Source organism: Corynebacterium sp. UBA4397, assembly GCF_002390965.1.
GTDB lineage: Bacteria > Actinomycetota > Actinomycetes > Mycobacteriales > Mycobacteriaceae > Corynebacterium > Corynebacterium flavescens.
The window spans coordinates 1-25,160 of record NZ_DGRD01000004.1 but is presented as its reverse complement, the minus strand read 5'-3'; the positions used below and the strand labels follow the sequence as shown (position 1 = coordinate 25,160).

At 59.1% G+C, this 25,160-nt stretch carries 23 protein-coding genes, 1 tRNA gene, 1 other RNA gene and 1 pseudogene; 18 read left to right on the top strand and 8 right to left on the bottom strand.

The annotated features are described in order from the left end of the window. Positions 1 to 111 precede the first annotated feature (111 nt). The 4 genes from B2696_RS01435 (at position 112) to B2696_RS01420 (ending at position 4,360) form a co-directional block, all read left to right on the top strand. Positions 112 to 188, top strand: a tRNA-Met gene (locus tag B2696_RS01435). 112 nt (positions 189 to 300) lie between these two features. Beyond that, positions 301 to 921 carry a Type 1 glutamine amidotransferase-like domain-containing protein gene (locus tag B2696_RS01430; protein WP_075729365.1) on the top strand — a complete coding sequence of 207 codons (621 nt, stop codon included), beginning with the start codon at positions 301 to 303 and terminating at the stop codon, positions 919 to 921. A gap of 115 nt (positions 922 to 1,036) precedes the next feature. Then, on the top strand, positions 1,037 to 2,602 hold the full coding sequence (locus tag B2696_RS01425; RefSeq protein ID WP_286953561.1) for a lamin tail domain-containing protein: 1,566 nt from the start codon (positions 1,037 to 1,039) through the stop codon (positions 2,600 to 2,602). Between the two features lie 279 nt (positions 2,603 to 2,881). Continuing rightward, positions 2,882 to 4,360 carry a DASS family sodium-coupled anion symporter gene (locus B2696_RS01420; RefSeq protein WP_075729368.1) on the top strand — a complete coding sequence of 493 codons (1,479 nt, stop codon included), beginning with the start codon at positions 2,882 to 2,884 and terminating at the stop codon, positions 4,358 to 4,360. Positions 4,361 to 4,394: 34 nt separating this feature from the next. On the opposite strand, the gene B2696_RS01415 is transcribed toward B2696_RS01420, so the two are convergent. Then, a complete protein-coding gene (locus B2696_RS01415; protein ID WP_075729369.1) occupies positions 4,395 to 5,348 on the bottom strand; it encodes an ornithine cyclodeaminase family protein in 954 nt (317 codons plus the stop codon). Between the two features lie 261 nt (positions 5,349 to 5,609). On the opposite strand from B2696_RS01415, the gene B2696_RS01410 reads away from it, so the two are divergent. The 3 genes from B2696_RS01410 to B2696_RS01400 all read left to right on the top strand — a co-directional run bounded on the left by B2696_RS01410 (position 5,610) and on the right by B2696_RS01400 (position 8,868). Beyond that, positions 5,610 to 6,764 carry an alkaline phosphatase D family protein gene (locus B2696_RS01410; protein WP_286953556.1) on the top strand — a complete coding sequence of 385 codons (1,155 nt, stop codon included), beginning with the start codon at positions 5,610 to 5,612 and terminating at the stop codon, positions 6,762 to 6,764. Between the two features lie 103 nt (positions 6,765 to 6,867). Continuing rightward, positions 6,868 to 8,070, top strand: coding sequence for an IS1249 family transposase (locus B2696_RS01405; protein ID WP_286953554.1), 1,203 nt, complete (start codon positions 6,868 to 6,870; stop codon positions 8,068 to 8,070). Between the two features lie 90 nt (positions 8,071 to 8,160). Further along, positions 8,161 to 8,868: an alkaline phosphatase D family protein gene (locus B2696_RS01400; protein ID WP_349679249.1), complete on the top strand. Its 708-nt coding sequence runs from the start codon at positions 8,161 to 8,163 to the stop codon at positions 8,866 to 8,868. Here the strand turns inward: B2696_RS01400 and B2696_RS01395 are convergent. From B2696_RS01395 to B2696_RS01380, 4 genes are all read right to left on the bottom strand, one after another. Beyond that, entirely contained in the window at positions 8,865 to 10,115 is a 1,251-nt protein-coding gene (locus B2696_RS01395) for an acid phosphatase (RefSeq protein WP_286953607.1), read from the bottom strand. The two genes, B2696_RS01400 and B2696_RS01395, sit on opposite strands and share 4 nt — an antisense overlap. Before the next feature lie 134 nt (positions 10,116 to 10,249). After that, complete coding sequence (locus B2696_RS01390; protein WP_075729371.1) at positions 10,250 to 10,708, bottom strand: hypothetical protein; 459 nt, start codon at positions 10,706 to 10,708, stop codon at positions 10,250 to 10,252. Between the two features lie 48 nt (positions 10,709 to 10,756). Further along, positions 10,757 to 12,595 carry a BCCT family transporter gene (locus B2696_RS01385; protein WP_084559126.1) on the bottom strand — a complete coding sequence of 613 codons (1,839 nt, stop codon included), beginning with the start codon at positions 12,593 to 12,595 and terminating at the stop codon, positions 10,757 to 10,759. Positions 12,596 to 12,673: 78 nt separating this feature from the next. Next, positions 12,674 to 13,738 (bottom strand): pirin family protein, encoded by a 1,065-nt coding sequence (locus B2696_RS01380; protein WP_075729373.1) that lies wholly within the window; start codon positions 13,736 to 13,738, stop codon positions 12,674 to 12,676. A 315-nt stretch (positions 13,739 to 14,053) separates the two neighbouring features. Here B2696_RS01380 and B2696_RS01375 point away from each other — a divergent pair, with 315 nt between their 5' ends. The 3 genes from B2696_RS01375 to B2696_RS01365 are packed head-to-tail and all read left to right on the top strand — an operon-like array spanning position 14,054 to position 16,634. Next, positions 14,054 to 14,341: a FeoA family protein gene (locus B2696_RS01375; RefSeq protein ID WP_286953547.1), complete on the top strand. Its 288-nt coding sequence runs from the start codon at positions 14,054 to 14,056 to the stop codon at positions 14,339 to 14,341. Continuing rightward, entirely contained in the window at positions 14,341 to 16,323 is a 1,983-nt protein-coding gene (feoB, locus tag B2696_RS01370) for a ferrous iron transport protein B (protein WP_286953544.1), read from the top strand. Before B2696_RS01375 ends, feoB begins: the two co-directional genes overlap by 1 nt. 11 nt (positions 16,324 to 16,334) lie before the next feature. Continuing rightward, positions 16,335 to 16,634 carry a hypothetical protein gene (locus B2696_RS01365; RefSeq protein WP_075731026.1) on the top strand — a complete coding sequence of 100 codons (300 nt, stop codon included), beginning with the start codon at positions 16,335 to 16,337 and terminating at the stop codon, positions 16,632 to 16,634. A 33-nt stretch (positions 16,635 to 16,667) separates the two neighbouring features. Here B2696_RS01365 and B2696_RS01360 read toward each other — a convergent pair whose 3' ends face one another. Next, positions 16,668 to 17,066, bottom strand: a complete 399-nt coding sequence (locus tag B2696_RS01360; protein WP_276623064.1) for an NUDIX hydrolase — start codon at positions 17,064 to 17,066, stop codon at positions 16,668 to 16,670. 197 nt (positions 17,067 to 17,263) lie between these two features. Between B2696_RS01360 and B2696_RS01355 the strand changes: the two genes are divergently transcribed. Next, positions 17,264 to 18,331: a S1 family peptidase gene (locus tag B2696_RS01355; protein ID WP_075729377.1), complete on the top strand. Its 1,068-nt coding sequence runs from the start codon at positions 17,264 to 17,266 to the stop codon at positions 18,329 to 18,331. 78 nt (positions 18,332 to 18,409) lie between these two features. Next, the gene (locus tag B2696_RS01350) at positions 18,410 to 19,141 is read left to right on the top strand and encodes a glutamine amidotransferase (protein WP_286953535.1); all 732 of its coding nucleotides are present in this window, start codon (positions 18,410 to 18,412) and stop codon (positions 19,139 to 19,141) included. 46 nt (positions 19,142 to 19,187) lie between these two features. Here B2696_RS01350 and hisN read toward each other — a convergent pair whose 3' ends face one another. Further along, positions 19,188 to 19,982 (bottom strand): histidinol-phosphatase, encoded by a 795-nt coding sequence (hisN, locus tag B2696_RS01345; RefSeq protein ID WP_286953532.1) that lies wholly within the window; start codon positions 19,980 to 19,982, stop codon positions 19,188 to 19,190. Beyond that, on the bottom strand, positions 19,975 to 20,811 hold the full coding sequence (locus B2696_RS01340) for an inositol monophosphatase family protein (protein WP_286953529.1): 837 nt from the start codon (positions 20,809 to 20,811) through the stop codon (positions 19,975 to 19,977). Before B2696_RS01340 ends, hisN begins: the two co-directional genes overlap by 8 nt. A gap of 61 nt (positions 20,812 to 20,872) precedes the next feature. On the opposite strand from B2696_RS01340, the gene prfB reads away from it, so the two are divergent. The 6 genes and pseudogenes from prfB to B2696_RS01310 form a co-directional block, all read left to right on the top strand. Beyond that, a complete protein-coding gene (gene prfB, locus B2696_RS01335; RefSeq protein WP_075729381.1) occupies positions 20,873 to 21,982 on the top strand; it encodes a peptide chain release factor 2 in 1,110 nt (369 codons plus the stop codon). A gap of 54 nt (positions 21,983 to 22,036) precedes the next feature. Then, on the top strand, positions 22,037 to 22,726 hold the full coding sequence (ftsE, locus tag B2696_RS01330; RefSeq protein WP_075729382.1) for a cell division ATP-binding protein FtsE: 690 nt from the start codon (positions 22,037 to 22,039) through the stop codon (positions 22,724 to 22,726). Beyond that, a complete protein-coding gene (gene ftsX, locus B2696_RS01325) occupies positions 22,726 to 23,628 on the top strand; it encodes a permease-like cell division protein FtsX (protein WP_075729383.1) in 903 nt (300 codons plus the stop codon). The genes ftsE and ftsX overlap by 1 nt, the downstream gene beginning before the upstream one ends. 60 nt (positions 23,629 to 23,688) lie before the next feature. Continuing rightward, positions 23,689 to 24,192, top strand: coding sequence for an SsrA-binding protein SmpB (smpB, locus tag B2696_RS01320; protein WP_075729384.1), 504 nt, complete (start codon positions 23,689 to 23,691; stop codon positions 24,190 to 24,192). A gap of 83 nt (positions 24,193 to 24,275) precedes the next feature. Next, positions 24,276 to 24,657, top strand: a transfer-messenger RNA (tmRNA) gene (gene ssrA / locus B2696_RS01315). A gap of 169 nt (positions 24,658 to 24,826) precedes the next feature. After that, a pseudogene (locus tag B2696_RS01310) lies at positions 24,827 to 25,160 on the top strand (hypothetical protein); the annotation flags it as partial.

Here is a 25,160-nt window from a genome sequence, read left to right as displayed (position 1 = left end):
TTGGGAGGGTGCCGCTTCCTTATGTATAGTTACAGAAGTCGCCAGCACAGAGGGCTTAACTTTAAAAGGTTAGTTACTCGGTGTAGCGCAGATGGATGGAAGTCATCTCATCGCGGGGTGGAGCAGCTCGGTAGCTCGCTGGGCTCATAACCCAGAGGTCGTAGGTTCGAATCCTGCCCCCGCTACCAACTTCCGATTATCCTCTCGTCACCTTCGGGTGGGGAGAGGATTTTCTCGTATTCGGGTACAGTATTGGCTCGCACTGCTGCTAGGTGAGTCCGGTAATGATAGCGTTCAGGCATGAATATGCTCCTGTTGTCCCTTAACGTGGGCGCAGTCCCAGCCTTTCTGGAGCAGTGCGTGGGTGGGCTCGCCCGGCCACTGCGCCTCGGATACATCACCGATGCAGCGGAGGGGATGCCTTTCGCGGCTGCGGAGCGCACCGGCGTTGCGGAATTGGGCTACGAGTTGGTAGATATTTCTGCCCGGAGGGAAACTGCCGCTTCCTTCGCCGAGGTGCTTGGCAGCCTCGATGCCGTGTATGTAGCAGGAGGGGAAACCTTTCTCTTGCTTGAGGCATTGCGTTCCAACGGCACGGGGGACGTCCTTGCAGAGCGCGTGCGAGCGGGATTGCCTTATATAGGGTGCAGTGCAGGATCGATCATTACGGGGCCGTCAGTGACCCCGGCGGAGTTGATGGACAGTCGTGACGTCGCGCCTGGGCTCAGCAGTGATAGGGGGCTCGGCCTCATTGACAAGGTCATCGTTCCTCACGCAGACGGAAAGCTTCCCCCGTATCCGGCCGAGTTGATTGCGCGCATCGTTGAGACTTACGGGGACAAATATCCGCTGTTGCTGCTGCGTGACGGTCAAGCGCTGCACGTCAGCGGCGCTGCGGCGGAAGTCATCCCTTCACTGTGACAGAAAGTGAGAGTTGATTCACCCAGTGTTTTCCTAGGGATCATTTCCTGATCATGGACCTCCGATACTTTGTTGAGGTTCGTGAAAAGTTACTCTCCCTGGAAAGTGGTCAATAGTGAAGAAGTTCAGTCTCCTCGCAGCCCCGGTGGTGGCGTCGGCAGTGTTGTGCAGCAGCGTCGTGGCGGCAGGTGCCACCGAGGTCACGAGCTCCCCAGTCGTGGTCAATGAAGTGGAGTCCAATGGAGACCCCATCGGTGATTTCGTTGAACTGGCCAATAAGGACACCAACAACTCGGTGGACATCTCCGGTTGGAGCTTGGTGGATGATAAGGGCAAGAATCCCATCGTCTTGCCAGAGGGCACCGAGATTGAATCCGGCGGCTACTACGTTATCTACACTGAGGCGAAGGATCATGCCTCGACGAGCAACACCTATGGCGGGGAAGATCACTTCGGCCTTGGCAAGGATGACTCGGTGACACTTAGTGATGCAACGGGTGCCGTGGTTGATTCCTACTCATGGAAAGAGCTGGGCAAGCACGCCGAGTACACCTATGGGCGCATTCCAGATATGGTGGGCCAGTTTGCGGAGACCGGCGCTTCAACCCCCGGAGCGCGCAACATTGCTGCCGCAGGCACTGAGGAGCCGGGGCTTGAGCCCGATGCACAGCTTCCTTTCCACGGCGTAGACATCAAGCCCTTGGATCTGGGTGGAGACTTCGCGGGCGAGGATATGTCCGGCGTCGACTTTGATGCGGAGGGCAACGCATGGATTGCCAACAATGACAAGGGTCATATCTACAAGCTCAATCATGACGCGGCTACGGACACCTACGCGCTCGCCGGACAGTGGGCTACGGGCTACCCAGAAGGCGGCGGCGCACCGGACGCGGAAGGCATAGTCGCCGCGCGCAATGGCGATATCTACCTGGCCACCGAGCGCAACAACGAAGATAAGAAGGCTTCCCGGCCCTCGATTCTTCGCTTTGCCAACCCCACTGGCAAGGAGGGCACGCAGAACGCACAGCAGGAGCGGAACCTCGCGAAGTTCACGGGAGATATTCAGCCTAATGGCGGCTTGGAGGCGCTCGCGCAGCTGGAGGATGACGTCTTCGCCGCCGGTGTCGAGGAGACCGGTGACGTCCTCGTTGTCGATCTCAGCCAGGGGGAGCCGAGGCTTATGCAGCGATATTCTTCGCCTTTCAAGGGAGTAATGGCACTTGATTACAGCGCGGCTTCCAAGCAGCTCAGTGTCCTCTGTGACGAGATATGCGGGGGCGCCTCCCAGGTGTTGAACTGGGACGGAAATAAGCTCAGTGAGTCAGATGGAAAGATCTACGAGCGTCCGGAGAAGATGGGCAACTTCGCAAACGAGGGTTTTGCCAGCCACACAGACCAAGTTGAGTGCGAAGCCGGCGGTACTGTTACCGTCACCAGCTTCCTCTGGGCGGATGATGCCGCGACTGACGGCGTATCCTTGCGTTCCGCGCAGGTGCGTCATGGTGATTGTGCGCCTAAGCAGCCGACCCCGCCTACGGAGTCATCTCTTGGTTCTTCTTCCACCGACTTTTCTGCCGGTAGCGTCGTGGGAGCCCTCGTCGCAGCCTTGGCGGGCGTTGGGCCTGGTCGGCGCGCTCGGTGCGATCCTCCCGCAGCTTCTGAAGGCATTCCCAGCCCTTAAGGCTTTCCTCCGCCTTTAGTGTGGCACCACTATGACTGAGTCCTAAAAGGCAATTTTCAACGCCCTCGCGCCCCATATGCGAGGGCGTTTATGCGCCTTCGGAGGCTGTGAGCAACCACATAGAAGGGCTGCAGGATGCCCGTTTATGTGGGAAAATGCAACAAAAATTGTGCGGTGGGGGACTGTGAGGACTAATGGGATTTTCGTACGGTTTCTTAGCAACGACCTGCGGAGTACCGTAGAAGTCGTGCAGAAAACTCCGAGGAAATGGATACTTTCATGACCGCCCCCACTAAGGCACCAAAAGCCACACCGGTGCCCGAAACAACAGCAAAGCTGTATTTCAATTGGAAGAAGCTCCTCATCCCCCTCGTGGTCGGAGGAGCCATCGCGCTCATTCCGATTCCTGGTGACCTGGAGCCCCGCGCCTGGTACATGTTGGCACTCTTCGTAGCCACTATTGTGGCGATCATCGCCAAGGTTATGCCCATGGGTGCGGTGTGTTTGGTGGCGCTGACCCTCTCCGGTCTGCTGGGGCTGACCCCCATCAAGGCCGAGCAGGGCGATGTCGGAATGCTCTCGGGATTCGCCAATTCCACCATCTGGCTCATCGGCATCGCGATGTTCCTCTCTCGGGCCGTCATCAAGACTGGGCTTGGCCGGCGCATCGCGCTCTTCTTCGTTTCGGTATTCGGCAAGAAGATGATCGGCGTGGCCTATGGTTTCGCGCTTGCCGACGTCGTTATTGGCCCCGGCGTTCCCTCTGCCTCCGCGCGTGGTGGCGGAATCATGTACCCGATCATGCAATCGGTCGCCTCGGCCTATGGCTCTGAGGCCGGCCCCACAGCGCGCAAGGCAGGTGCCTTCCTGGCCATTGCCATCTCGCAGATTGACGCCATTGTCTGTGCAATGTTCTTGACCGCCATGGCTGGCAACCCCATCATGCAGTCCATGGCCGCCGACTACGGCGTGCATATCACCTGGACCTCATGGTTTGTGGGCGCTGTTGTCCCCGGCATCGTGGCGCTCATCGCCATTCCTTTCTTCCTCTACAAGGTCTATCCGCCAGAGATCAAGGATTCTCCTGAGATCGCCCAGTTTGCCAAGAAAGAACTCAAGGAAATGGGCCCCATGTCGCGGGCTGAGGCCATCTTGGCCGCGGACTTCGTGCTGCTGCTCTTCCTGTGGGTCGTAGGGGATATGGTCTTCGGCATCAACGCCACCGTCTCCGCTTTCATTGGCCTGGTTATCCTCATGCTGGCCTCCATCATGACCTGGGATGACATCATCAAAGAAAAGGGCGCGTGGAACACCATCTTCTGGTTCGCCGTGCTGGTCATGATGGCTGGAGCTCTGAACACTTATGGTGTGGTCGATTGGATCGCAAGCTCCATCGCTGGCTCCATCGGCGGGCTGTCCTGGCAGCTCGGACTGTTCATCTTGATTCTGGTCTTCTTCTACACCCGCTATCTCTTTGCCTCTGCCACTGCGCACATTGCCGCGATGTACTCGGCTTTCCTTGCCACGGCAATTGCCCTGGGCGCTCCTCCCACCTTGGCGGCCATGGCACTGGCCTACACGGCCTTGCTCAACATGGGCCTGACCCAGTACTCGGGTGGCCCCGGCCCGGCTCTGTTCGGCTCCGGCTATAACTCGACCGGCCAGTGGTGGGGGTACAGCTTCTTGTGCTCGATTCCTTCCCTCGTCATCTGGTTCGTCGTCGGCGGCCTATGGTTCAAGGTGCTCGGCTGGTGGTAATGCTTTCGCTGCTTTAGCAGCCCACGTAGCTGGCCTAAGACCCCTCCGGTTCTTCCGGTGGGGTCTTTTCTGCTGCAGCAGCAATGGCTTGGGCCAGGACCAGATCTTGCCAGCCCATACCGGAGGTCTTGAATACCACGGGGCTCTCGCGGTTGAGGCTATGCCGGCCGGTGACGATGTCCTTGAATTCGATGAGCGAGCCGGCCTCGAGGCTGCCTTCTTCGATGGCCAGGATGACGTCTCCGCATTCGCGCAAAGCATTAGCCGTGTCCTCGACGATGACCTGTGCGCTGCCCATGACATCGGAGCCGAGCTCGCGTTTATGGGGCTCATGGGAGCCCATTGCCACGATGATCGAGTCCTGGCGTGCTTCCGGGAGGCTAAAGAGTGGCTCAGCGGAGGTGGTACAGCACATCACGAGCTCTGCCTGCGCGAGTGCGGTCCGAGCCTTATCACTTCCCGCCTTCTGCCAATTGTCTAGGTCGGCGGCGGGAGATCGGCTGATAAAGGTGATGTCGATGTCGCGGCGGCCATTGATAAAGCTGCTCAAGGCCTCGGCGTGCCCCCGGGCTTGAGGCCCAGTGCCGAAGATGACGGTGGGCAGCGCAGTATCCTCTTCCTCGAGCAGCTGGCTGATCCCGGCCAGGGACAGTGCGGGGGTGCGCAACGTGGTCAGGGCGGCGCCGTCGATAATAGCGCGTGGGGAAAGCGTCGCTCCGTCGAAAAGCAGGTACTGCCCTTGGATGCGCGGAATGCCTTCGCCGAGGCTTTGTTCAGCGATTGTAAGCACCTTGATGCCGGCGCCGGTGTCCGTGGAGGAGGGCATGGTCAGCAGCTGGCCATGCGGAATGGGCACTGCTTGGCGGGGAGGGTTGGTGGAGGGCTCATAGCCCGTGGCGAGCGTGCGGCGGATGATCTCCACAGCAGTAGCGGGGGAGAGCCTGGCAAATACCTGTGCGGCGGAAATGAAGGGGATGTTGCGGCTCATAGGAAGAGTTTCTCCTTAGAATCTAGGAACTTTGGTTTATGGGCACCGGAATCCGTAGCCAATGGAGTGCCCCACCCTACCCAAGAAGGGCTGAACACTTTGTTGCCCGGACTGCGGGGCAGGCGGTCGTGTCTGGCGCCTTAATGTCTTATGAACCGAGTATGTCCCCGGTTATGTCTTGGGTAAAACTTGTGGAAAATCTAGTTGACCTGCCCGTTCCCGGTCAGCATTGTGTGAGTGGGCGGGGTACTCTCCCCGAACGTGACCACGTCTTGGCAGAGATCTCAGACCGCCCCAACTCGTAGCGTTTCCCGGCGCTCCTTCCTCGGCGCAGGCGCGGCGACAGGTGCCGCTGGGATCTTCGGCGCTAGGGCGCGAACTGCCCTAGCTGCGGAGGCGAGCCCGGTATTCGCGCATTCGGTGGCCTCGGGAGATCCCTACCCGGACAGCGTGGTGTTGTGGACTCGGGTGACACCCACCCCGGAGGCTCACCCGGGTTCCGGATTAGGGCCGTCCACTCGTGTGCGCTGGGAATTAAGCTCTGATCCGGGCTTTGGAATCCTCGTGGCCTTCGGGGAAACCTTCAGTGATGCGGGCAGCGACCACACCATCAAGGTGGTGGCCAGAGGGCTCGCTCCCGCCACCACATATTTCTTTCGCTTTAGCGTGCTGGATGGTCCCGCCAGCGGCGCAGTGTCGCGGACGGGACGCACCCGCACGGCCCCTGCGGTGGATGCACAGCTTCTGCGGCTGCGCTTCGGGGTATGTTCTTGCTCGAATTATGAGGCTGGGTACTTCCGCGCCTACCGCGATATGGCGGACCGAGACGATCTCGAGTTCACGCTGCACCTGGGAGATTTCACCTATGAGTACGCCAGCGGGGAGTACGGTGCGGCTCATAAGACCACGGTGCGCCGTGTAGAGCCCGCGCAGCGCACCACCACTTTGACCGATTACCGCATCCGGCAGGGCCACTATCACACGGATCCGGACCTGGCAGACTTGCTGGCAGCCAAGCCGCTTATCGCCATCTGGGATGATCACGAGTTCGCGGATAACTCTTGGCGTGAAGGCGCCACGGGCAACTCCATCGACATTCATGATGACTTTCCTGCCATGAAAGCCCAGGCCACCCAGGCCTACTTCGAGTGGATGCCGGTGCGCGCCGGGGAGGGGTTTGGCACGGCCGATGACCGTCACCTCTACCGCCACCTGCGCTACGGTGACCTAGCGGAGCTCATCATCCCGGATCTGCGCAGCTTCCGGGATTATCAGGTGCTGATGACTCCCTCCAATTCGGGGCTGGCCGCAGACCCTGATTATCTCCGGGCGGTTGGCGCCCCAGATCGCAGCATGCGGGTTAAGGGACATAAAACGTGTGTGAATCATGGTTTTTCTTGCGCTGGCCTGGGTTAAACCCTCAATATGCCTCTCCGCGGTAGAGGCACTTGCTCGATAGGGCCGGAAATACCAGTTCCTTCAGAATCTTATGGTAGGCCGTGCGGAAAAATTATCCGCCATGGCAAACCAATACAACACATGCAGCCTCTGCGGCGGCGAAATGATTAGAAATGGCTTTAATTCCTCCGGACGCTCCCGGCTGCGCTGTAAAAGGTGCGGCACCAGCACCACTGCGACCAATGACAGTGCCGTGCAAACTGCACGATTCAAGATCTTCACCGACTGGATCCTCTCATCCAACTCGCTAACCACCATCGCAGCCGACAACAAGAAGAGCAGACGCCAAATCACCCGCTGGTTTGAATCGTTTTGGCTCGTACACGTGCCGAACAATATCGACCCCAATCGGGTCTTTGACCAAGTATTTATCGACGGCACCTACTTCGGGCACAACAATTGCCTCCTGGTGGCATCATCTAAAACCCACGTCATTGCTTGGCGCTGGTGCCAGCGGGAATCCACCGCAAACTACCGGCGCCTACTCGACCAAATCCCCCACCCACCGCTAGTGGCCACCATCGATGGCCACCATGGACTGCTCAAAGCGCTCAAAGACCACTGGCCAACCACCAAAGTCCAACGCTGCCTGGTCCACATCAAACGCAATATCCAGCAAGAAGTAGGACTATATCCCAGGCACACGACCGGAAAAATACTGCGTGAACTCTCCCTATCACTGCTGAAAGTCAGCACCACCGAAGAAGCTGCGCAATGGTCAGCCAGGCTGCAAGAATTTAGCCAACTCTACGGACGCTATCTCAACGAACGAACCTTTATCAAAGACATCCAGCCTGCCGATATCCCCCAACGATTCCGCAGGAACAAAAAATGGTTCTACACGCACTACCGGCACAGATCAGCCTGGAAAAATCTCACCGACCGCTACGAAGAACAAACACTATTTACGTTCCTCACCAGCCAGGACAATGCACGTACCGTCCAGCTATCTAGGGAAACAAACAGTCTCGAAGGCGGAGTCAACGCCATGGTCAAAGACCTCGCCCGTCATCACCGCGGCATGACACGAGAACACCAACGCACAGCCATCGACTGGTGGTGCTACATGCACACCCAGTCCCCACGACCCCCACACGAGATTGCCAAAGAACAAAAGTGGGGACGCAACGCACTCGCCAAAGTAAAAGCTGCGTCCACCACCAACACGGCCAACGACCTAGATGGCGCACCAGCACAGTACGACACCGGGATCGAAAGCACGCACACCAACGATATCGGGATACGCAAAGGAAAGATGCACTAGCCAGCAAAACCCAAGCTCACACAGTACAAATCACGGAATCCACACACGCAAAATGTCACACCCCTCAACACGCCACTAGAAACACGTTTTATGGCGCTTAACCCTAGCATGCTGGGAGGCACACAATTTCAGTGGTTCGCGGATGCGTTGGCCACCTCTGGCACGCGTTGGCAGCTCATTGGTAACGAGGTGATGTTTGCCCCGCTGACCCTTCCTCCAACTTTAGATCCCCACATCCATGAGTGGCTGGTTCACCAGATAGGCCTGCCTGCAGAGGGAATTGCGTTGAACGCGGATCAGTGGGATGGCTACATGGCCGAGCGTTCAAGGATTGTTGAGCTCATCGCGGCTGAGAAAAAGCCGGGAGTGGTCTTTCTCACTGGTGACATTCATTCGTCTTGGGCCGCTGATATTCCCGCCAATGCGGGACAGTTTCGCCTTGGGCAGGATAACCGCGTGGTGGCCACGGAGTTCATTACGCCCTCGGTCACCGCCGGCAGCGCCTTTGATTCCTTGGCATCCAATCCGGCGCTGGATGTCCCAGTACGCGAACTTTTGAGAGTAGGCCAAGACCTCATTCGCAGCGTCGATACTTGGTACCGCTATATCGATCTCACTTCGCACGGTTACATGGCTGTGGAGGCCACCGCCGAGCGCGTCCAAGTGGATTGGCTGCATGGAGACGTGCTGGAGCCCAGCGCCGGTGTGTCCCACAGTGCTAGTTACCAGGCGCTTTATGGCGCGCCGGGAGCACGCTCGGTGGGAGAAGAGTTAGACCGCTCCGCTGCGATCTACTAGACTGGGGAGCCGTTGACGCTGAGCTCGCCGTTGGGGCCGACGGTGACCTCGGCGGCGAACGCTGCTGCGAGGTTGACGCGTTGCCACGAACCCGCGGCGCCGTTGTCTTGTTTATCCAGAGGAGAGCCCGAGGGGAGCGCGGTGGCAGCGATGACGCGCGCTCGTTGTTCCCAGGACAGCTCCGGGAAACGGTTGTGGAGCAAGACCGGAGCCCCCTGCGGAACATTCATGGGGCGATCCGTGGCATAGACGGGGGTTAGTCCATACGTTGCTTGGTTGGCATATATGGTCGCTGCCTGGGCATTGCTGGCATAGGCGCGGCCGGCTGCCTGCTCGGCGGCGATGGTCTCTGTGAGGGGCTTGCCGGTCCGCCACGTCAGTTCGGTACGAATCTCTTGGCCTACCTGGTTGAGAGCGTCTCGCATTTTTGGATCATTGAAACGATCCGCTGCTGCAGCGGTGCCGGTCATGCGCCCGCCGATGACGTCGAGTGGGTAATGCACTCCCATGACCACCCGGCTCTCCCCAGCCTCGGAACCGCGGGCGAGAAGCTGAGGGCCCAGCTCGGGCAGAGCTGCGGCGAGCAGCGTGGTGATAAGAACCGCCTGATTGGTGTGCCCGGAAGGAAAGGAGGCGGAGCCATTCAGGGCATAGTAGTCCTCGCGGCCATCGTTGTTCTTGTTGATGAGTTCTGGGGCCACCTCGAAGGGGCGGGGATAGTTAAAGATCTCTTTCTCCACCAGCGTGGAAGCTGCAATGCCCTGGGCGCGGGAGACATAGCCGGAATCGAGGAAGGCCCGTGTCTTGGGCAGCCGGTTTTCCGCGATGGCGGCGCGTAGTTGCTCGCCGAGGGTGGGACCGAAGGCGTCGGAAAGCGTGCCAAGTAGCCCACCGCTGTCGGCGCGAGCATCCGCCTGGGCGCGCGTGATCCGCTCGGGAGAGGCGGAGTTATTGATGCTCAGCGTGATATTCAGATTCTCGGCGAGGGTATCTGGGTGGTTGGCGCGCAGGTCAGCGAAGCCGTCGATCACAGAGTAATACGTGCCGCCGGGATAAGAGCTGATGTCAGAGATGTACCCAAAGTAGGCATCCGGACCGAAGGTTTGCGGTTGGGGCGCTCCTGATTCCGCTGGATAGGTGGTGGCAGGCAGAGAGCTAGGAGCGTATTGCTCCTGCAGTTCTTGCAGCTGCTGAGGGGGAGCTAGAGGCAGTGTGGCCGCAGAAGCCGGCACGACTACTGCTTGCATGGCTACGGCGCCAGTGATGAGAAGCGCTGAGAGGCGAGGGAGAACTATGTTGCGTCGATGATTCACACAGGCACACAGTATTGACCTTGTTTTTCCTCTCGGGAACGCCTAGATGTCGAAGCGGTGAATTGTGGCTAACGCAGGCGCGCTGATTCGATGCGCCGCGGGGCTATGTAGGCAGTAGAGCCCGCGCAGATGACGGCGACGAGGGTGAGGATGGTCTCCCAGTCGCCGTCGAGAAGCCCGCCGAAAAGAACCCAGACGATGATTGCTGCGGCGGTGAGCGCAAGGATGGCCACGCCAAAGAGGTTCTCGTTGCCCGTGCCGACAACGGGGATATACAGCAGGCCTGCGCACACGCCAACTAGGCCTGCGACTATTGCGACCAAGATGGCCATGGCGGGGCCCTGTTCGGCCCAACCGGAGATGGTGGAGACGATGAGATCGGTGACGATGACGACCGCGAAGGTGATAACGGCGCAAAGAACGCCCAGGATCGTCAAGTTGATAGCTAGTTTCTTGGTATCAAACTTTCCCTGTGGCTGTGGAGAATAGTAGCGCGATTCATCATCATAGGGCTGTTGATATGTCATGGCTCTAATTCTCGCATGCGCGGGCAAGCCGAGGAAAGACGCGGGCCCTTACTTCGGCTTGCGCACGATGGTGACATCTTCCTCTGGGTCGTCGGCGACGGCATCGGTGTACCACTCTGTCAGGGCGGGATCGTTGGTCTCGAAGTCGGCGCCGGCGCCTTGATCAGAGGGAACCTTGGTGACTCCAAAGACGAAGTCATCGCCGTGATCGTCGATTCCCTGCGCAACCCCCTTGCGGATCGCAGCGAGGGCGAAGCGGCGCCGGATCATAACGGGGTCATTGCGTAGATCGATGGCCCAGGAGACCATAACTCCCACGAGGATGATGGCGAAGGGAAGTGCGCAGGTAACCATGATGGACTGGAGCCCGGACAGGGCATTTTGTCCGCCGGCGAGCAGGAGCGACAGCGCCACTAGGCCGAGCGCGGCGCCCCAGATGATGGTGACTGGTTTGGAAGGCACCGCGCGTGCAGACTGGGACATCGAACCCATGACATTGGTGGCAGAATCCGCGGCAGTGGTGAAGAAGATGAGGATGGCGACCAAGACGATCACGTTGGTGATGGAGCTGAAAGGAAGGTTCCCCATGAGATCGAACATGACGTTCTCCCCGGAGTCCTTGACCTCCATGTCGCCACCGTTGAGGCGTTGCCAGATGGTGGAACCGCCAAAAATGATGAACCAGAGCATGGATATTCCTGCTGGAACGATGACGACGACGGTGACAAACTCGCGGATGGTGCGTCCGCGCGAGATCTTGGCAATGAACATGCCAACGAACGGGGACCACGAAATCCACCAAGCCCAGAGCAGCGTAGTCCATCCGAGGAGGAAGGCGCTTTGGGTGTCACCTTCGCTGGCATAGACCGAGAGCATGGCTGGTACCTGGTTGAAGAAGGTGATGACGGTTGAGGGGATGAGATCAAGCAAGAATACGGTGGGGCCGGTTAGAAGCGCGAAGATAGTAAGACCCAGCACGAGGAACATGTTGGCGTTTGATAGCAACCGGATGCCTTTCTTGACGCCGGAGACTGCTGAGATGACGAAGATAACCGTGAGTATAGTGATGGCAATGACGAGGAAGATGTCGCCGCCCAGTTCCTTACCGGTGACTATGGAGGTACCGGTTTGGATCTGCAAGGCACCAATGCCTAGTGAGGTGGCGGTGCCAAAGAGGGTCACCAGCACCGCGAGGATATCGATGATCTTGCCCAGGATGCGATTGTTGCCATCGGGGAAAATCGGCTCGAAGAGGGAAGAAATCAGCGGTAGCCGTCCGCGCCGGAAGGAGGCGTAGGCAATTGCGCCGCCCACCAGGGCGTAGACGCCCCAGGCTAGAGATGCTTGGTGCAAGATGCCTTGGGAGATGGCAAAGGTGACTAGTTCGGGAGATTCCGCGGGTAGATCCGTGCCCGGTGGTGGGGTAATGAAGTGGATGAGTGGTTCCATCGGGCCGTAGAAGATGAGCCCGATTCCAAGACCCGCGGCAAAAAGCATGGAGATCCACGACAGCGTTGAATAATCGGGCTCGCTATCGTCGGAGCCGAGTCGGATTTGGCCGGTTGGTGCTAGGCCGATGACGATCATGAAGATCAAGATGATGATCATCAAGGCGGTGAAGAACCAGCCGAAGTTGGTGACGACCCAGCTTTGCATGGTCATGCCTACTTCGTTGAGGCCGGTCGGCGAGATGAGTGCCCAGACAAAAACTGCGGTCGACACGAGAAGTGCAACCGCGAAAACAACCTTATTGGTGGGGAAAGTCGAATTGGTATCATCGACGTCGATTCCGGGAACGAGTGCCGGGTGAATCGAGCGATTTCCCGAAGAGGCCTGTTTGACCGCCGATTTCACCCGGTTTCTTGCTTTTTTCTTTTCTTCAGACATAGAGAGTCCATTCGATTGGTCTAAAAGCTTGCTGGGGTGATCTTAGCGGGGAGGGTGCTAAGGAGTTTCTATAACCCCCTAGAAAATGGTCTCATTCTTTTCATTGGTGGCGCCGGACTGCGTCGGTGGACGATAGGGATCTTGGCCCGGCCGGGCCACTGGCGCTGGGTTCTTGCGCTGCCGTAACTGCACCGGAGGAATAGGGGGCGCAGGCAGTCGGCGCGGGGAGTCAGGACTGTGGCCTATATAGCCTTCGACCTGCCCGAAGCGCTCACTGCCGGCCTCCCATTCCGCGCGGTAGTGACGGATCTCGGCATCATCGCGGCCGATGAAGTTCCACCACATCACCAAAGACTCGGGGAAGGGTTCCCCGCCCAGCAGGATCAAACGGGCGCTCTCACTTCCAGTATTGCTGATGCATAAGGTGTTTGCCCCGGTTCCGGCGTAGGCGAGTTCGGTCCGGTTGACGGTGACGCCTTCTAGCGAGATGCGGCCCGTGTCTACCAAGATGCCGTGCTCGAACTCGGCATTCACCGGTAGATCGAGCGTGGCGCCAGGTTCAAGGTTCAGCTCCGCGCCGAGCAGGGGACTGAAGGTGGTCACGGGCGAAGTAGAACCGAGCGCCGACCCGAGAAATACCAGCGCGCTTCCGCCTGGAAATTCGACAGGTTGGGGAACGTAGTGGTCAAAGCGGCGCTCGCCGTGCCGTGCGCTTTCCGGCAGCGCCGTCCAGAGCTGCACCCCGTGGAGGATTTCCGTGTCCTCGGTTGAGACCTCAGAATGGCAGATTCCGCCGCCGGCAGTCATGAGGTTGACCTCGCCGGGGCGCACGATCTCGTGAATACCTGCGGAATCATCGTGGCGAATAGTGCCGGAGAAGAGCCACGACACCGTCTGGAGTCCTGTGTGGGGGTGGGGAGCTACATCCATACCGCCGGATTCGCCGACTGGGTCTGGCCCGTAATGATCGCAGAAACACCAGGCGCCAATGAGGCTGCGGCGGCGCTGGGGGATGGTGCGGTGTACGGTCATGCCGCGTGGCCCTCCCAAGGGGACATCGCGCGCGGTGATGATTTCGATGTCGACGCGGGTGTCACCGGCGCTGCACACAACTTCGGCCGGATGGGGATCAGCATTGGACATGGCGACGGCTCCTCGCTTGACTGGGAAATTTTCAGACGTGTCCTACATCATAGCTTTTATGTTCGGCGCTCCGACGCGGGTTGTCAGGCTGGGCTGTGCTTATAAAAAGCTAAGTTAAAACCTATCCTGTGGTGCAAAAGACAAGGCTGTGGAAAAAACCTCCTGGCCAGCAGTTTCGGGCACTTTCGGGATGGTGGGGAACCGTTATAGCCTCTAGAATATTCGACAAAATTCACTGAGCAGTTGTTTAATCTAATTAGCCAAGACAAACCTTATAACTACGTCTCCCCTTGGCTTATGAGAAAAGAGCATGTCATGTCGTTCCTGCGTCGTGCCGCCAGTGGTGACACCCCAGCACAGCCCCTGCTGTCCTTGTTTTCTATCCCCGTCGGTCACAGCTGTGTCCTGCAGCACGTAGGGGAGGAGTTCCTCAGCCGGCCAATGCGCCAGCGGATGGCAGAACTAGGCTTGCGCGCGGGCACTCACATCGCCATCTGCCAGAAAACGGCCGGTGGTGGACGAGTACTGCGGATCGGCAACACTCGTTACGCGGTGGACAAGGAAACCTCGAAGCAACTCATGGTCGCGGCGGGTGAGAACTAATGGCTCCTAAGACTGCCCCTACCACCTGCCATTGCGAGTCCCACGGCGGACCCGTCGCCCCGGCAGGAACTCCAGTCATCGCCCTCGTCGGCGCGCCCAATGCTGGAAAGTCCACGCTCTTTAATGCTCTTACCGGCGCTAAGGCACGCATGGGTAACTGGCCAGGCACCACTGTTGAGGTTAGCCGTGGGGCATGGAAGGCGCACGCGGGCCACGAGGGTGCAGATGCACGGGTTTTTGACGTGATCGACTTCCCCGGCGCCTATTCTCTCGACCCCATGAGCCCCGACGAGCAGCTCACGCGCGATCTCGTGATCGATTGCGTCGAAGAGGAGCTGCCGGACCTCGTACTCGTGGCCGTTGACGCCTCCAGCCTCTCGCGCAGCCTCTACATGGTGGCGCAATTAGCCGAGGAAGCCGCGCGCATCGTGGTCGTAGTAACGAAGAGCGATATTGCGGCGGAAAACGGGGAGGTCTTCGACCTCGACGCAATCTCGAAGCAGATACAGGCCCCCGTCGTGGCCATTGACCCGCGCCACCGTGTCAACCTGGAAGGCTTGGCAGAGGTCATTGAGGCGGAGTTGGCGCGCCCGCGCCGGGTTCGTCGTCAAGCGGAGGCGTCCACGGATGCCTTTGCGCTTGCCGACGGCCGCTTTTCCTGGATCGAGCACATCGTGGCTGAGGCCAGCACGGAAAAGCATCACGCCAGCGCCAGCCGCAGTGAACGCATCGACCGCGTGGCGTTGCATCCGTTAGCCGGCCCACTGCTCTTCCTGGCCGTCATGTGGGCGGTGTTCCAGATTACGACCACCGTTGCTGCGCCTTTCCAGGATTGGCTGGACGGATTCTTTAGCGGCCCCGTCAGCGACGGTGCCACCGCGCTGCTCGAGACCCTAGGTCTGACGCACCCGGTGTTCTCCGGACTCATTGTCAACGGCCTCATTGGGGGCGTGGGCATGGTGCTTACCTTCGCACCGCTCATGGCCTTGATGTTCCTGTGCCTAGCAGTACTCGAAGATTCCGGATACATGGCGCGTGCGGCGGTAGTGACGGATCGCGTGATGAAGGCCATTGGCCTGCCGGGCAAGGCTTTCATCCCCCTGATCGTCGGCTTTGGCTGCAATGTGCCTGCCATCTCTGCGACCCGGGTACTTGGACAGCGCCGCCAGCGGGTACTGACCGCGCTGCTCATTCCCTTTACCTCTTGCTCGGCGCGGCTGACCGTGTACCTCATGCTGGCGGCTACCTTCTTTCCTGATCATGCCGGTTCCGTCTTGTTCGCGATGTATCTCATCTCCATTGGCCTCGTCGTCGCGGTAGGCCTGCTGATGAAGAACACCCTGTGGCGCAGGATGGGCTCCGAGCCCTTGGTCATCGACCTTCCCGTCTACCAGCTCCCCGGCGCGCGACTGGCGCTTTCTGTGACCTGGATTCGCCTGCGTGGATTCTTGCACACTGCTGGTGGAATCATCGTCGCCACCGTGGCTGTGGTCTTCGTGCTGCAGTCGACTCCGGTCACCGGTGGTTACGGCTTCGCCGACGAGGATATGCCTTTCGACGACACCGCTTATGGCCGCATGTCCAACGCGGTGGCCCCCGTATTCGAGCCGGCCGGATTCGGTTCCGGCGCCATTGCCGGCACTTTGGTGACTGGGTTCGTGGCCAAGGAAGCTGTTATTTCGACGTGGGCGCAGACTTACAGTCTTGATGATGTCAGCGATGAGGATCCGGATGATCAGGGTCAGTCCGCTCTGGCGGAGGCAGTCCGCGTGGACTTCTCGCAGGCCTCCGGCGGTCACACCGTGGCCGCGGTCTGGGCGTTCATGCTATTCCTCTTGGCCTACACGCCCTGCGTAGCTACCCTGGCAGCACAACGCCGCGAGATCGGCACCAAGTGGATGCTTTTCGGCGTGGGGATTCAGCTGGCCACGGCATGGTTGCTGGCGGTCGTAGTATTCAACTTTCTAAAGATCTGGTTCTAATGACAGCGCAAATGACACAACAACCTTCGACGCGCAGTGAGCAGGCTGGGCCGCTTTCCAAAGTGGCTGCCGCCGTGCGCGAGGGAGCCACCACAGCTGCGGAGATCTCTCGGGCGACGGGTCTATCGGCCTCGACGGTGTCTGCGGCCTTGGACTACCTCACGCGTGTTGGCATGATGCGTTCCTCGCAAGAGTCGAGCGTATGCACGGAATGCGGCCTGCGCAGCTCCTGCACAACAGGCCCCAGCTCTTGCGGCTCTCAACGCGGCGGACTGGTCACCTTAACCCTCCTAGACACACCTCCGCGCTAAAAAGTGCCCGCAGGAACTGTGTGTTCCTGCGGCTTAGTAATCTTTGAGAAGATGCGCAAAGACCTGTTCGCGCAACAAAGGCGCCAATGGCACTCCCGGGGCAGCGGGGTTTACCCAGGCAAGTTCACTGATTTCCGTTGAGGGGTGCGCCACGGCAATGGACTCGGGGTAGGCAAAGACATGCGCGCGGATGGTGTCATCTTCCTCATTGGCGGAAGGGCTGACAAAGACCCCAACGGGAAGAAGCCTATCTGTATTGATGGTGGCGCGAATGGTCTCAAAAGTCACCCGGCACGCGGCGGTGGCGGGGGACTCACCCCTGGAAATGTCTCCATTGGGCAGCATGAAGTGCGGCGTGTCCGTCTTGCGGATGCTCAGGATACGCCCGTGAATGTCATGGAAGACAACGGCGGAAACCTCGCGGGTGCTCATGGTTTAACAGCTTAGTCCGCTGAAAGGATTTTTCCTGTTAAGTAGATCCCTCGGGCTTAGTGACATCGATCCGCGCGTTCAAGATAACGGCTTGGACACAGTCCCGGCGAGTGTCTTTGGAAGCCCCACATCCGTGACACCATAGGTTAAAGCAACTACTGCAGCGCCTAGACCTTATAAAAGGAAGTCCTTTAATCATGTTTCCGATACCGTATCTGAAGACAACTCTCGTGGCCTCGGCCTTTGCCGGTGCTTTCTTCTTGGGTTCGCCATTGGCCGGTGCTGCGGAGGCGCCGGCGGGCTACTTTGAACAAGCTCGCACGGAGTTGGAGAGCGCGGGAGTCGCTGTACCTGCAGTGGACCCAGCAGTGACTAAGGCTATCGATAGCGGGTTGGGGTCCCTTCTCAACACCGAGCAAGCGCGCGCAGTGCAGGAAAAGTACGCGCAGCCAGCAACCAATCCGAACCCTCTGGGGCTGGTAGAGGAGGCTACACAGCCTGAGTTTCGTCCCCAAGGCACGGATCCAAATTACAGCTGGAAGAATGACGCCTTTTCCAAGGTAGCAGCCGGGAAACCGGGCGCAGATTTTGTCCTCCACCGAGTTCCCGGCTCCTATTTCGACGCTCCGCGCATTCCGGAGGAGTCCAACACGGCCATGACCCAGGGGCAATCCCTGTATGGCCCAGGCACTCCTCTCTATGTCAACGACAATACGATGTGCACACTCGCCGTTGCGGGTGAGGACGGCGAGGGAAGAAAGGTGGGGATTACTGCCGGGCACTGCGGAAACATCGGCGATGATGTCGCCTCCGCAGACTCCTGGCACGTGGGGCCGACCGGCACTATCGCCGCCAAAAACGAGTACTTGGACTATTCCGTCGTCGAGTTTGGTTCCCAGGCTAAGGTCAGCCGCAGTTACAACGGCCTTGAAGTAAATAGCTTTGGCGGGCAGGTGAATCCGGGTGAGGTGGCCTGCAAGAATGGCGTGGCAACCGGTACCACCTGCGGGGTGACCTATGCGGAGAACTCCGAGATTCAGATCAACCAAGTCTGCGCCATGGGTGGGGATTCAGGCGCCCCGCTCTATTCCAACGGCCGGGTAGTAGGTTTCATCACGGGCGGAATCATCAACAACTTTGATTGCCGCACGCCGTGGCAGGGAGCTATTCACAGCCCCACCACCGCCACGCGCGCGGACGCCGTCCTTGCCGATCTCAACGCGCGAGGCGGAGTGGGAGCCGGATTCCGGTTGCCGGAGGATTAAATCCGCACTTCCTGCGGGATTAAGAGCATAATTCTCCTTATCGAAGGAAAACACCTACGATGAGGAGAAGAGAAGATCATGACTGATGCCCGCAAAAACGCCTATGTACTGCAACAGCTGGCATTCGAGGACTTGGGTATTCTAGAGCCGCTTTTGAGAGAACGTGGCTACTCAATCCGTACCTGGGAGGCGGGAGAAGTCCCTGAGCTTCCCTCCCAACTCGGGCCTGCGGATCTATTAATCGTTCTCGGCGGGCCGATTGGCGTCTACGAAGAGGAGGCCTATCCATTCCTGCGGGAGGAAAAGCTCCTCGTGCGTCAGTGGTTGGACAAAGACTTAGCGATTCTCGGCATCTGCCTAGGCGCGCAACTCATAGCTGAGGCTCTAGGAGCGCCGGTAACACCCACAGGCCGCAAGGAAATTGGATACGCGCCGCTGACTCTGACTCCGGCGGGAGCATCTAGCGTCCTTGCAGCGCTGGCCGGTGAGCAGGGCGAACCGGTGCCCGTGCTGCATTGGCACGGGGATGAGTTCGCCATTCCTGCCGGGGCGAAGCGCCTTGCGGAAACGGCAGGTTTTCCCAACCAGGCATTTAGCGTGGGCGAGAAGGTGCTCGCGCTCCAATTCCACCTCGAGGCGGATTACCAGCGCATTGAACGCTGGTTGGTCGGTCACTCAGGCGAGCTTTCTGCCGCCGGAATCGATCCCACCACCATCCGCGAGGACGCGCGCCGCTATGGACCTCGCCTGGCCGTGGCTGCAGGAGCTGTTTTCAACGGCTGGCTCGACGGCGTAGCACTTGGTGACTAATCGGCGGAATACTTGGTGACTAATCGGCGGAACTCTTGGTGACTAATTAGTCACCAAGTGGGGGATGCAGGCTATTGAGAACTTGGTCGTGGAGGAGTCCGTTCGAGGCGAGGGCGGAACCGCCATGGGGGCCGGCAACACCTTCGAGAGTGGTGAACGTGCCGCCAGCCTCCGTCACCAAGAGGGAAGGGGCAGCTAGATCCCAGAGCGAAACCTCGGGTTCGGCCGCGATGTCAACTGCGCCTTCCGCAACGAGGCAGTAGTTCCAGAAGTCGCCGTAGCCGCGCAGGCGCCAGACTTTATCCGTCAACGCGATGAACTCTTCGCGCAAGCCGTGCTCTTTCCAGCCACTCAGGGAGCTCATAGACAAGGAGGCATGCTGGAAGTCACTGACGCGGGACACCTGGAGACGCTTGGGCTCGCCACCGAAGACGCGGTAGGCGCCGGCGCCCTTCGCTGCATACCAACGCCGCCGCAGTGCAGGGGCAGAAACAACGCTGACCACCGGCTCGCCATCTTCCAGAAGGGAGATGAGTGTGGCCCATACGGGGACGCCACGCACGAAGTTCTTGGTGCCATCGATGGGATCAATGACCCACTGGCGGCCGCTAAAGCAGGCCTCGCCACCAAATTCCTCGCCCAAGACCTCGTCACGAGGACGGGTGCGCTTGAGCTCGCTGCGGATGAGTTTTTCGCAGTCGAGGTCGGCATCAGAAACCGGGGTCATATCCGGCTTGTCTTTCACCGAAAGATCAGCTGCCTCGAAACGGTCCATGGTCACCACGTCTGCGTGACCCGCCATCTCGAGAGCCAAGCCGAGATCCTCTTTGTACTTACCCACGAAGCAACTCCTCCATTTGTTTAACTACCTGCTTGTTTCCAGCCAGGCTCCATTCCACTCCGCCGGCATTGACCTTGATGGCGGCGCCACCGGCGGCCTCGACGAGGGCCTTGCCCGGGAACCAATCCCAGTCAGCCACGGAATGCTGCATCCATGCGCCCCACGTGCCTTCGGCAACGGAGGCTAAGTCTACCGAGCCGGCGCCCAGCATCCGAACCGTGGCGAATTGGCTAGCTACTTTCTGCCAGGTGGCGTGAATAGCCGGATCTTGCAGGGAGGAGGGGTGGAGGTAGGTAGCGAGGCAGACCTTTTCAATGGGGACATCACCGAGCGGGGCGACGTCTTGTCCGTCGCGGGAGGTGGGAAAGCCGTGCCCACCAAACCAGGTGTATCCCATGGCGGGACGGTGGACGGCGCCGAGGATGACATCTTCGCCGGCGACGAGAGCGAGGGCGGAGCACCAGTAATCAGAACCGGAGGTAAAGTTGTAGGTTCCATCGACGGGGTCAATGACCCAAGTGCGGCCTGAGGTGCTGTGCGCTGCCGCGCCCTCCTCGCCGAGGATCCCATCCTCAGGGCGCAAGGCAGTGATGACGCCTGCCACGAAGCGCTCGGCGGCGCGGTCGGCATCGGTAACGACATCGGAGATGGAGGTCTTGTAATCTACGGAGAGTCCTTGCTCGCGCATGCGCCAGGCAAGACGGCCTGCGTTGTAGACCAAAGCCTGCGCCAAGTGGGCGTCGGAATCCTGCGCGTGAGCAACGTTGAAGGTCTTGATGAGAGCGTCAATCATCTCATTCAAGCTGGGCGGTTGAGTCATGGACACCATTGTCGCGCTTAACGCCACCGATCGCTAATTGAACGCGGTCTCACGGGTAGACTAGGCGGCTATGCGCCAGGAAGTATCAGCACGAATCTCAGAATTGAACGCCACTTACGGGAGCATCGAAAAGGTTTCGGATCCGGAGGCTTTGGCCGAGAGCATTCGAGAGCTAGAGGCCCAAGCGGGAGATCCCTCCTTGTGGGATGATCCTTCCCACGCCCAGAAAGTCACCTCTGCGTTGTCGGCGGCCCAGGCGAAGCTGCGCAAGCTTGAATCCCTGCGCGGGCGCCTCGACGATCTGCCCGTGATGTATGAGCTGGCGGAGGAAGAGGGAGACGCGTCGATCGCAGACTCAGAGCTGGAGGATCTCGCAGCCGCTATTGATGCGCTCGAGGTCACCACGATGCTCTCTGGCCCTTATGACGAGCGCGAGGCTGTGCTTAATATTCGTTCCGGTGCCGGCGGCGTGGATGCGGCCGATTGGGCGGAGATGCTCATGCGCATGTACACCCGCTGGGCGGAAAAGCACGGCCACAAGGTAGATGTCTACGACATTTCCTATGCCGAGGAGGCGGGCATTAAATCGGCCACCTTCGTTGTGCACGGTGAGTATATGTACGGACAGCTTTCCGTTGAGCAGGGGGCGCACCGCCTCGTGCGCATTTCTCCCTTTGATAACCAGGCCCGGCGCCAGACTTCCTTTGCAGAAGTTGAGGTGTTGCCTGTGGTTGAACAGACGGATTCCATCGAGGTCCCTGACTCCGAGATTCGCGTTGACGTCTACCGCTCCTCGGGCCCGGGTGGCCAGTCCGTCAACACCACTGACTCCGCGGTACGCCTGACCCACATTCCGACTGGGATTGTTGTGACCTGTCAGAATGAGAAGTCACAGATTCAAAATAAGGCCTCGGCGATGCGTGTGCTGCAGGCCAAGTTGCTCGATCGCAAGCGGCAGGAAGAGCGCGCCGAACTCGATGCCTTGGGCGCGGGTGGTAACGCCTCCTGGGGAAATCAGATGCGCTCCTATGTTTTGCACCCTTATCAAATGGTCAAGGATCTGCGCACCAACTACGAGGTGGGGGATCCCTCGAAGGTGCTCGACGGTGACATTGATGGCTTCCTGGAGGCGGGGATTCGCTGGCGTATGGCCGAAGGCGGCGCTAATACAGGAGCCTAAAGAGCGCCGCGTTTGAGGTTCCCAATGCCAAGCCATGTTGCTAAAGTGGCGCAAGTGATCACCTTCGAAAAAGTATCCAAGATCTACCCGACCTCCACGCGGCCAGCGTTGGATGAGGTCTCTTTCGAGATCGATGACGGGGAATTTGTGTTCCTCATCGGGCCTTCCGGATCCGGCAAGTCGACATTTCTGCAGCTCATGGTGCGCGAGACTAACGTGACCTCCGGTGATATCCACTTTGATAAGTTCCACGTCAATAGGCTCAAGGGCCGCGAGATTAATCATTTGCGCCAATCCATTGGTTACGTGTTCCAGGATTTCCGCCTCCTTCCCAAGCTCGATGTCTACCACAACGTGGCTTTCGCGCTGGAGGTCATCGGGAAGAAGAAGTCGCGCATCGACAAGGCTGTGCCAGAGGTACTGGAGATGGTGGGCTTGGGCTCCAAGCAGCACCGCATGCCCCATGAGCTCTCAGGTGGTGAGCAGCAGCGCGTGGCCATTGCCCGCGCCTTCGTCAATCGACCCACACTAGTGCTTGCCGACGAACCTACCGGCAACCTCGATCCAGCTACCGCGTCGGAGATTATGGGGTTGTTGACCACCATTAATCGCCGCGGAACAACGGTCGTTATGTCGACGCACAACGCGCGCGCCGTGAATGAGGCGCGCCAGCGCGTCCTCGAGCTTTCTAATGGCAAGCTCGTCCGCGACGAAATTAATGCACTCTATGGGGAGGCGCTCTAATGCACTTGGGATACGTGCTGCGCGAGGCTTTCAAGGGCCTCGGACGAAATCTGACGATGACCATCGCCATGATCATCACCACGGCGATTTCGGTAGGCCTTGTTGTCGCCGGTATTCTCGTGACAGACATGACCAAAAACACCAAGGAGATCTACCTTGAGCGGGTCGAGGTTATGGTGCAGCTCGATGAGGACATCTCCGCCAATGATCCGGAGTGCACCACGCCTGCCTGCGCGGATTTGAAGGAGGAGCTGGAGACAAACAGCGAGATCGACTCGGTAGAGTACCGTAACCGCCAGGCCTCCTACGATCGCTTCGTGGAGCTTTTTGAAGACACCGACCCTGTGATGGTGCAAGAAACCTCACCGGATGCGCTGCCTGCGGCTTTCCACGTGCGCCTCAAGGATCCGACCAATACTGAGGCGCTCGCGGCCATTGCCGATGATCCCGCCGTTTCCGAGATCGTCGACCAACAGGAAGAGGTTCGCGGCGCGGCCAGCAACCTCGACTCTATTCGCAACGCCACCTTCATTCTGGCGGCAATAATGGCGATAGCCGCGGTGTTCCTCATCGCCAACATGGTGCAGATTGCGGCGTTTAACCGCGCTCGAGAGACCTCCATCATGCGCATGGTCGGCGCTTCGCGGTGGTTTACCCAGGCTCCCTTCGTTCTTGAGGCCGTCCTCGGTGCCTTCATTGGCGTGGTGCTCGCCGGGGCGGGTGTGCTGGTGGGCAAGAAGACCGTGCTGGATCCCTCGCTAGAGAATCTCTACCAATCTCAGCTGCTTGCGCCTATCAATACAGGGGATATTTGGGTGGCTTTGCCCATCGTCGGACTCATCGCTCTCATTTTTGCCGGGCTTACCGCGCTGGTAACAATGCGGGCTTATGTGCGCAAGTAGGACGCGGCTTCGACAAGCGGCTTGATAGGTGGCTGGCGTGGCCGCTACAGTGAAGTAGTTATGGCTAAGAAGGGCAAGAAAGACAAGAAGGCGGCTTCCGGCGAGGCAACGCTGGCGACAAACCGCCGCGCCCGGCACGACTACAAGATCCTCGAGGAATATGAGTGCGGAATCGTGCTCCTCGGCACGGAAATCAAGTCCCTGCGCGAGGGGAAGATCTCCCTCAACGATGCCTTCGCCACCATCGACAACGGTGAGGTCTACCTGCGTAACCTCCATATTCCGGAGTACTCCATGGGGTCGTGGACAAATCATAGCCCCAAGCGCACCCGTAAGCTGCTGCTGCATCGTCGTGAGATAGATAAGCTCTTTGGTCAGGTACGCAACGGTAATAAGACGCTTATCCCGCTCAAGGTCTACCTCAAAAATGGCTATGCCAAGCTCTTGCTTGGGCTGGCTGAGGGTAAGCAAGACTACGACAAGCGCGAGGACATTAAGCGCCGGGACCAAGACCGAGACATCTCCCGTGAGTTGGGGCGCCGAGTTAAAGGCATCAACGTCTAAACCATCCGCCTTGAAGGAATAGAGTGCCGTGGGGTAGCGTTGTAGCCAACATAAGGAAGATGCACATCCCGCCTTATGAATATGGGGTTGATTTGGTTTCGACTTCGTACATTGCGCCAGGGGAAGCGTGCCGGTGCAGGCTAGAGACCACCGTATAAGCGTCGTAGCAACCAATAAGCGCAGAGAAGAACTCTCAGCGTGACTACGCCCTCGCTGCCTAATTACAGCGACGCGTGTCTGTCAGCCTAGGTTTTGTTCCTGACCTAGATCCTGGCATCGACTAGGGAACTTGCCGTCTGGTTGTGCCAACAGGGCCAGATGGGACTCTCACTGATGGCTGGGCTCATCATCCGGAACGTGTTCGTCCGAGCCGGAGAGCCGAGCAGAGATCCCGCGCGAACTGCGCACGGAGAAGCCCTGGCAAAATGACGAAGGACCCGGGTTCAAGTCCCGGCAGCTCCACCAAAGGCAAAACCCCTGGTCATCACTGGCCAGGGGTTTTGTCGTATTTATGCTGGTAAGCGGCGTGTTATGATGTGGCCAGGAGTGGCCAGGAGTGGCCAAGAATGTAACCACTTACGGGAAAGATACGGGAAGGTTTTCCCGCTCTCGTACAGGAGGAAAGGCAACCCCCATGGCTGGCAAGAGACGAACCCGGCGCGCCTTCGGTACTGTCCGCACCAAAAGCAAGCGCTTGTACGCCGAGTACACCGGACCCGATGGAAAACAGCACACCCCTGGATTCTCGTTTGCTAACCGCACCGATGCAGATGGATGGCTGGCGACGGAGCGTCGGTTGATCGATCTGGAGACCTGGACTCCTCCAGCGCAGCGTAAGGAGCAAGAGAAGCAGGACTCGACGACCGTGGGGGAGTGGGTGCGCACCATGTTCCAGTCGATCTTCGACCAGGAAACCCCTGACCGGGTATGGGCCCAGGCCAAGGCGGTGGTCGACATGCTCGATGACA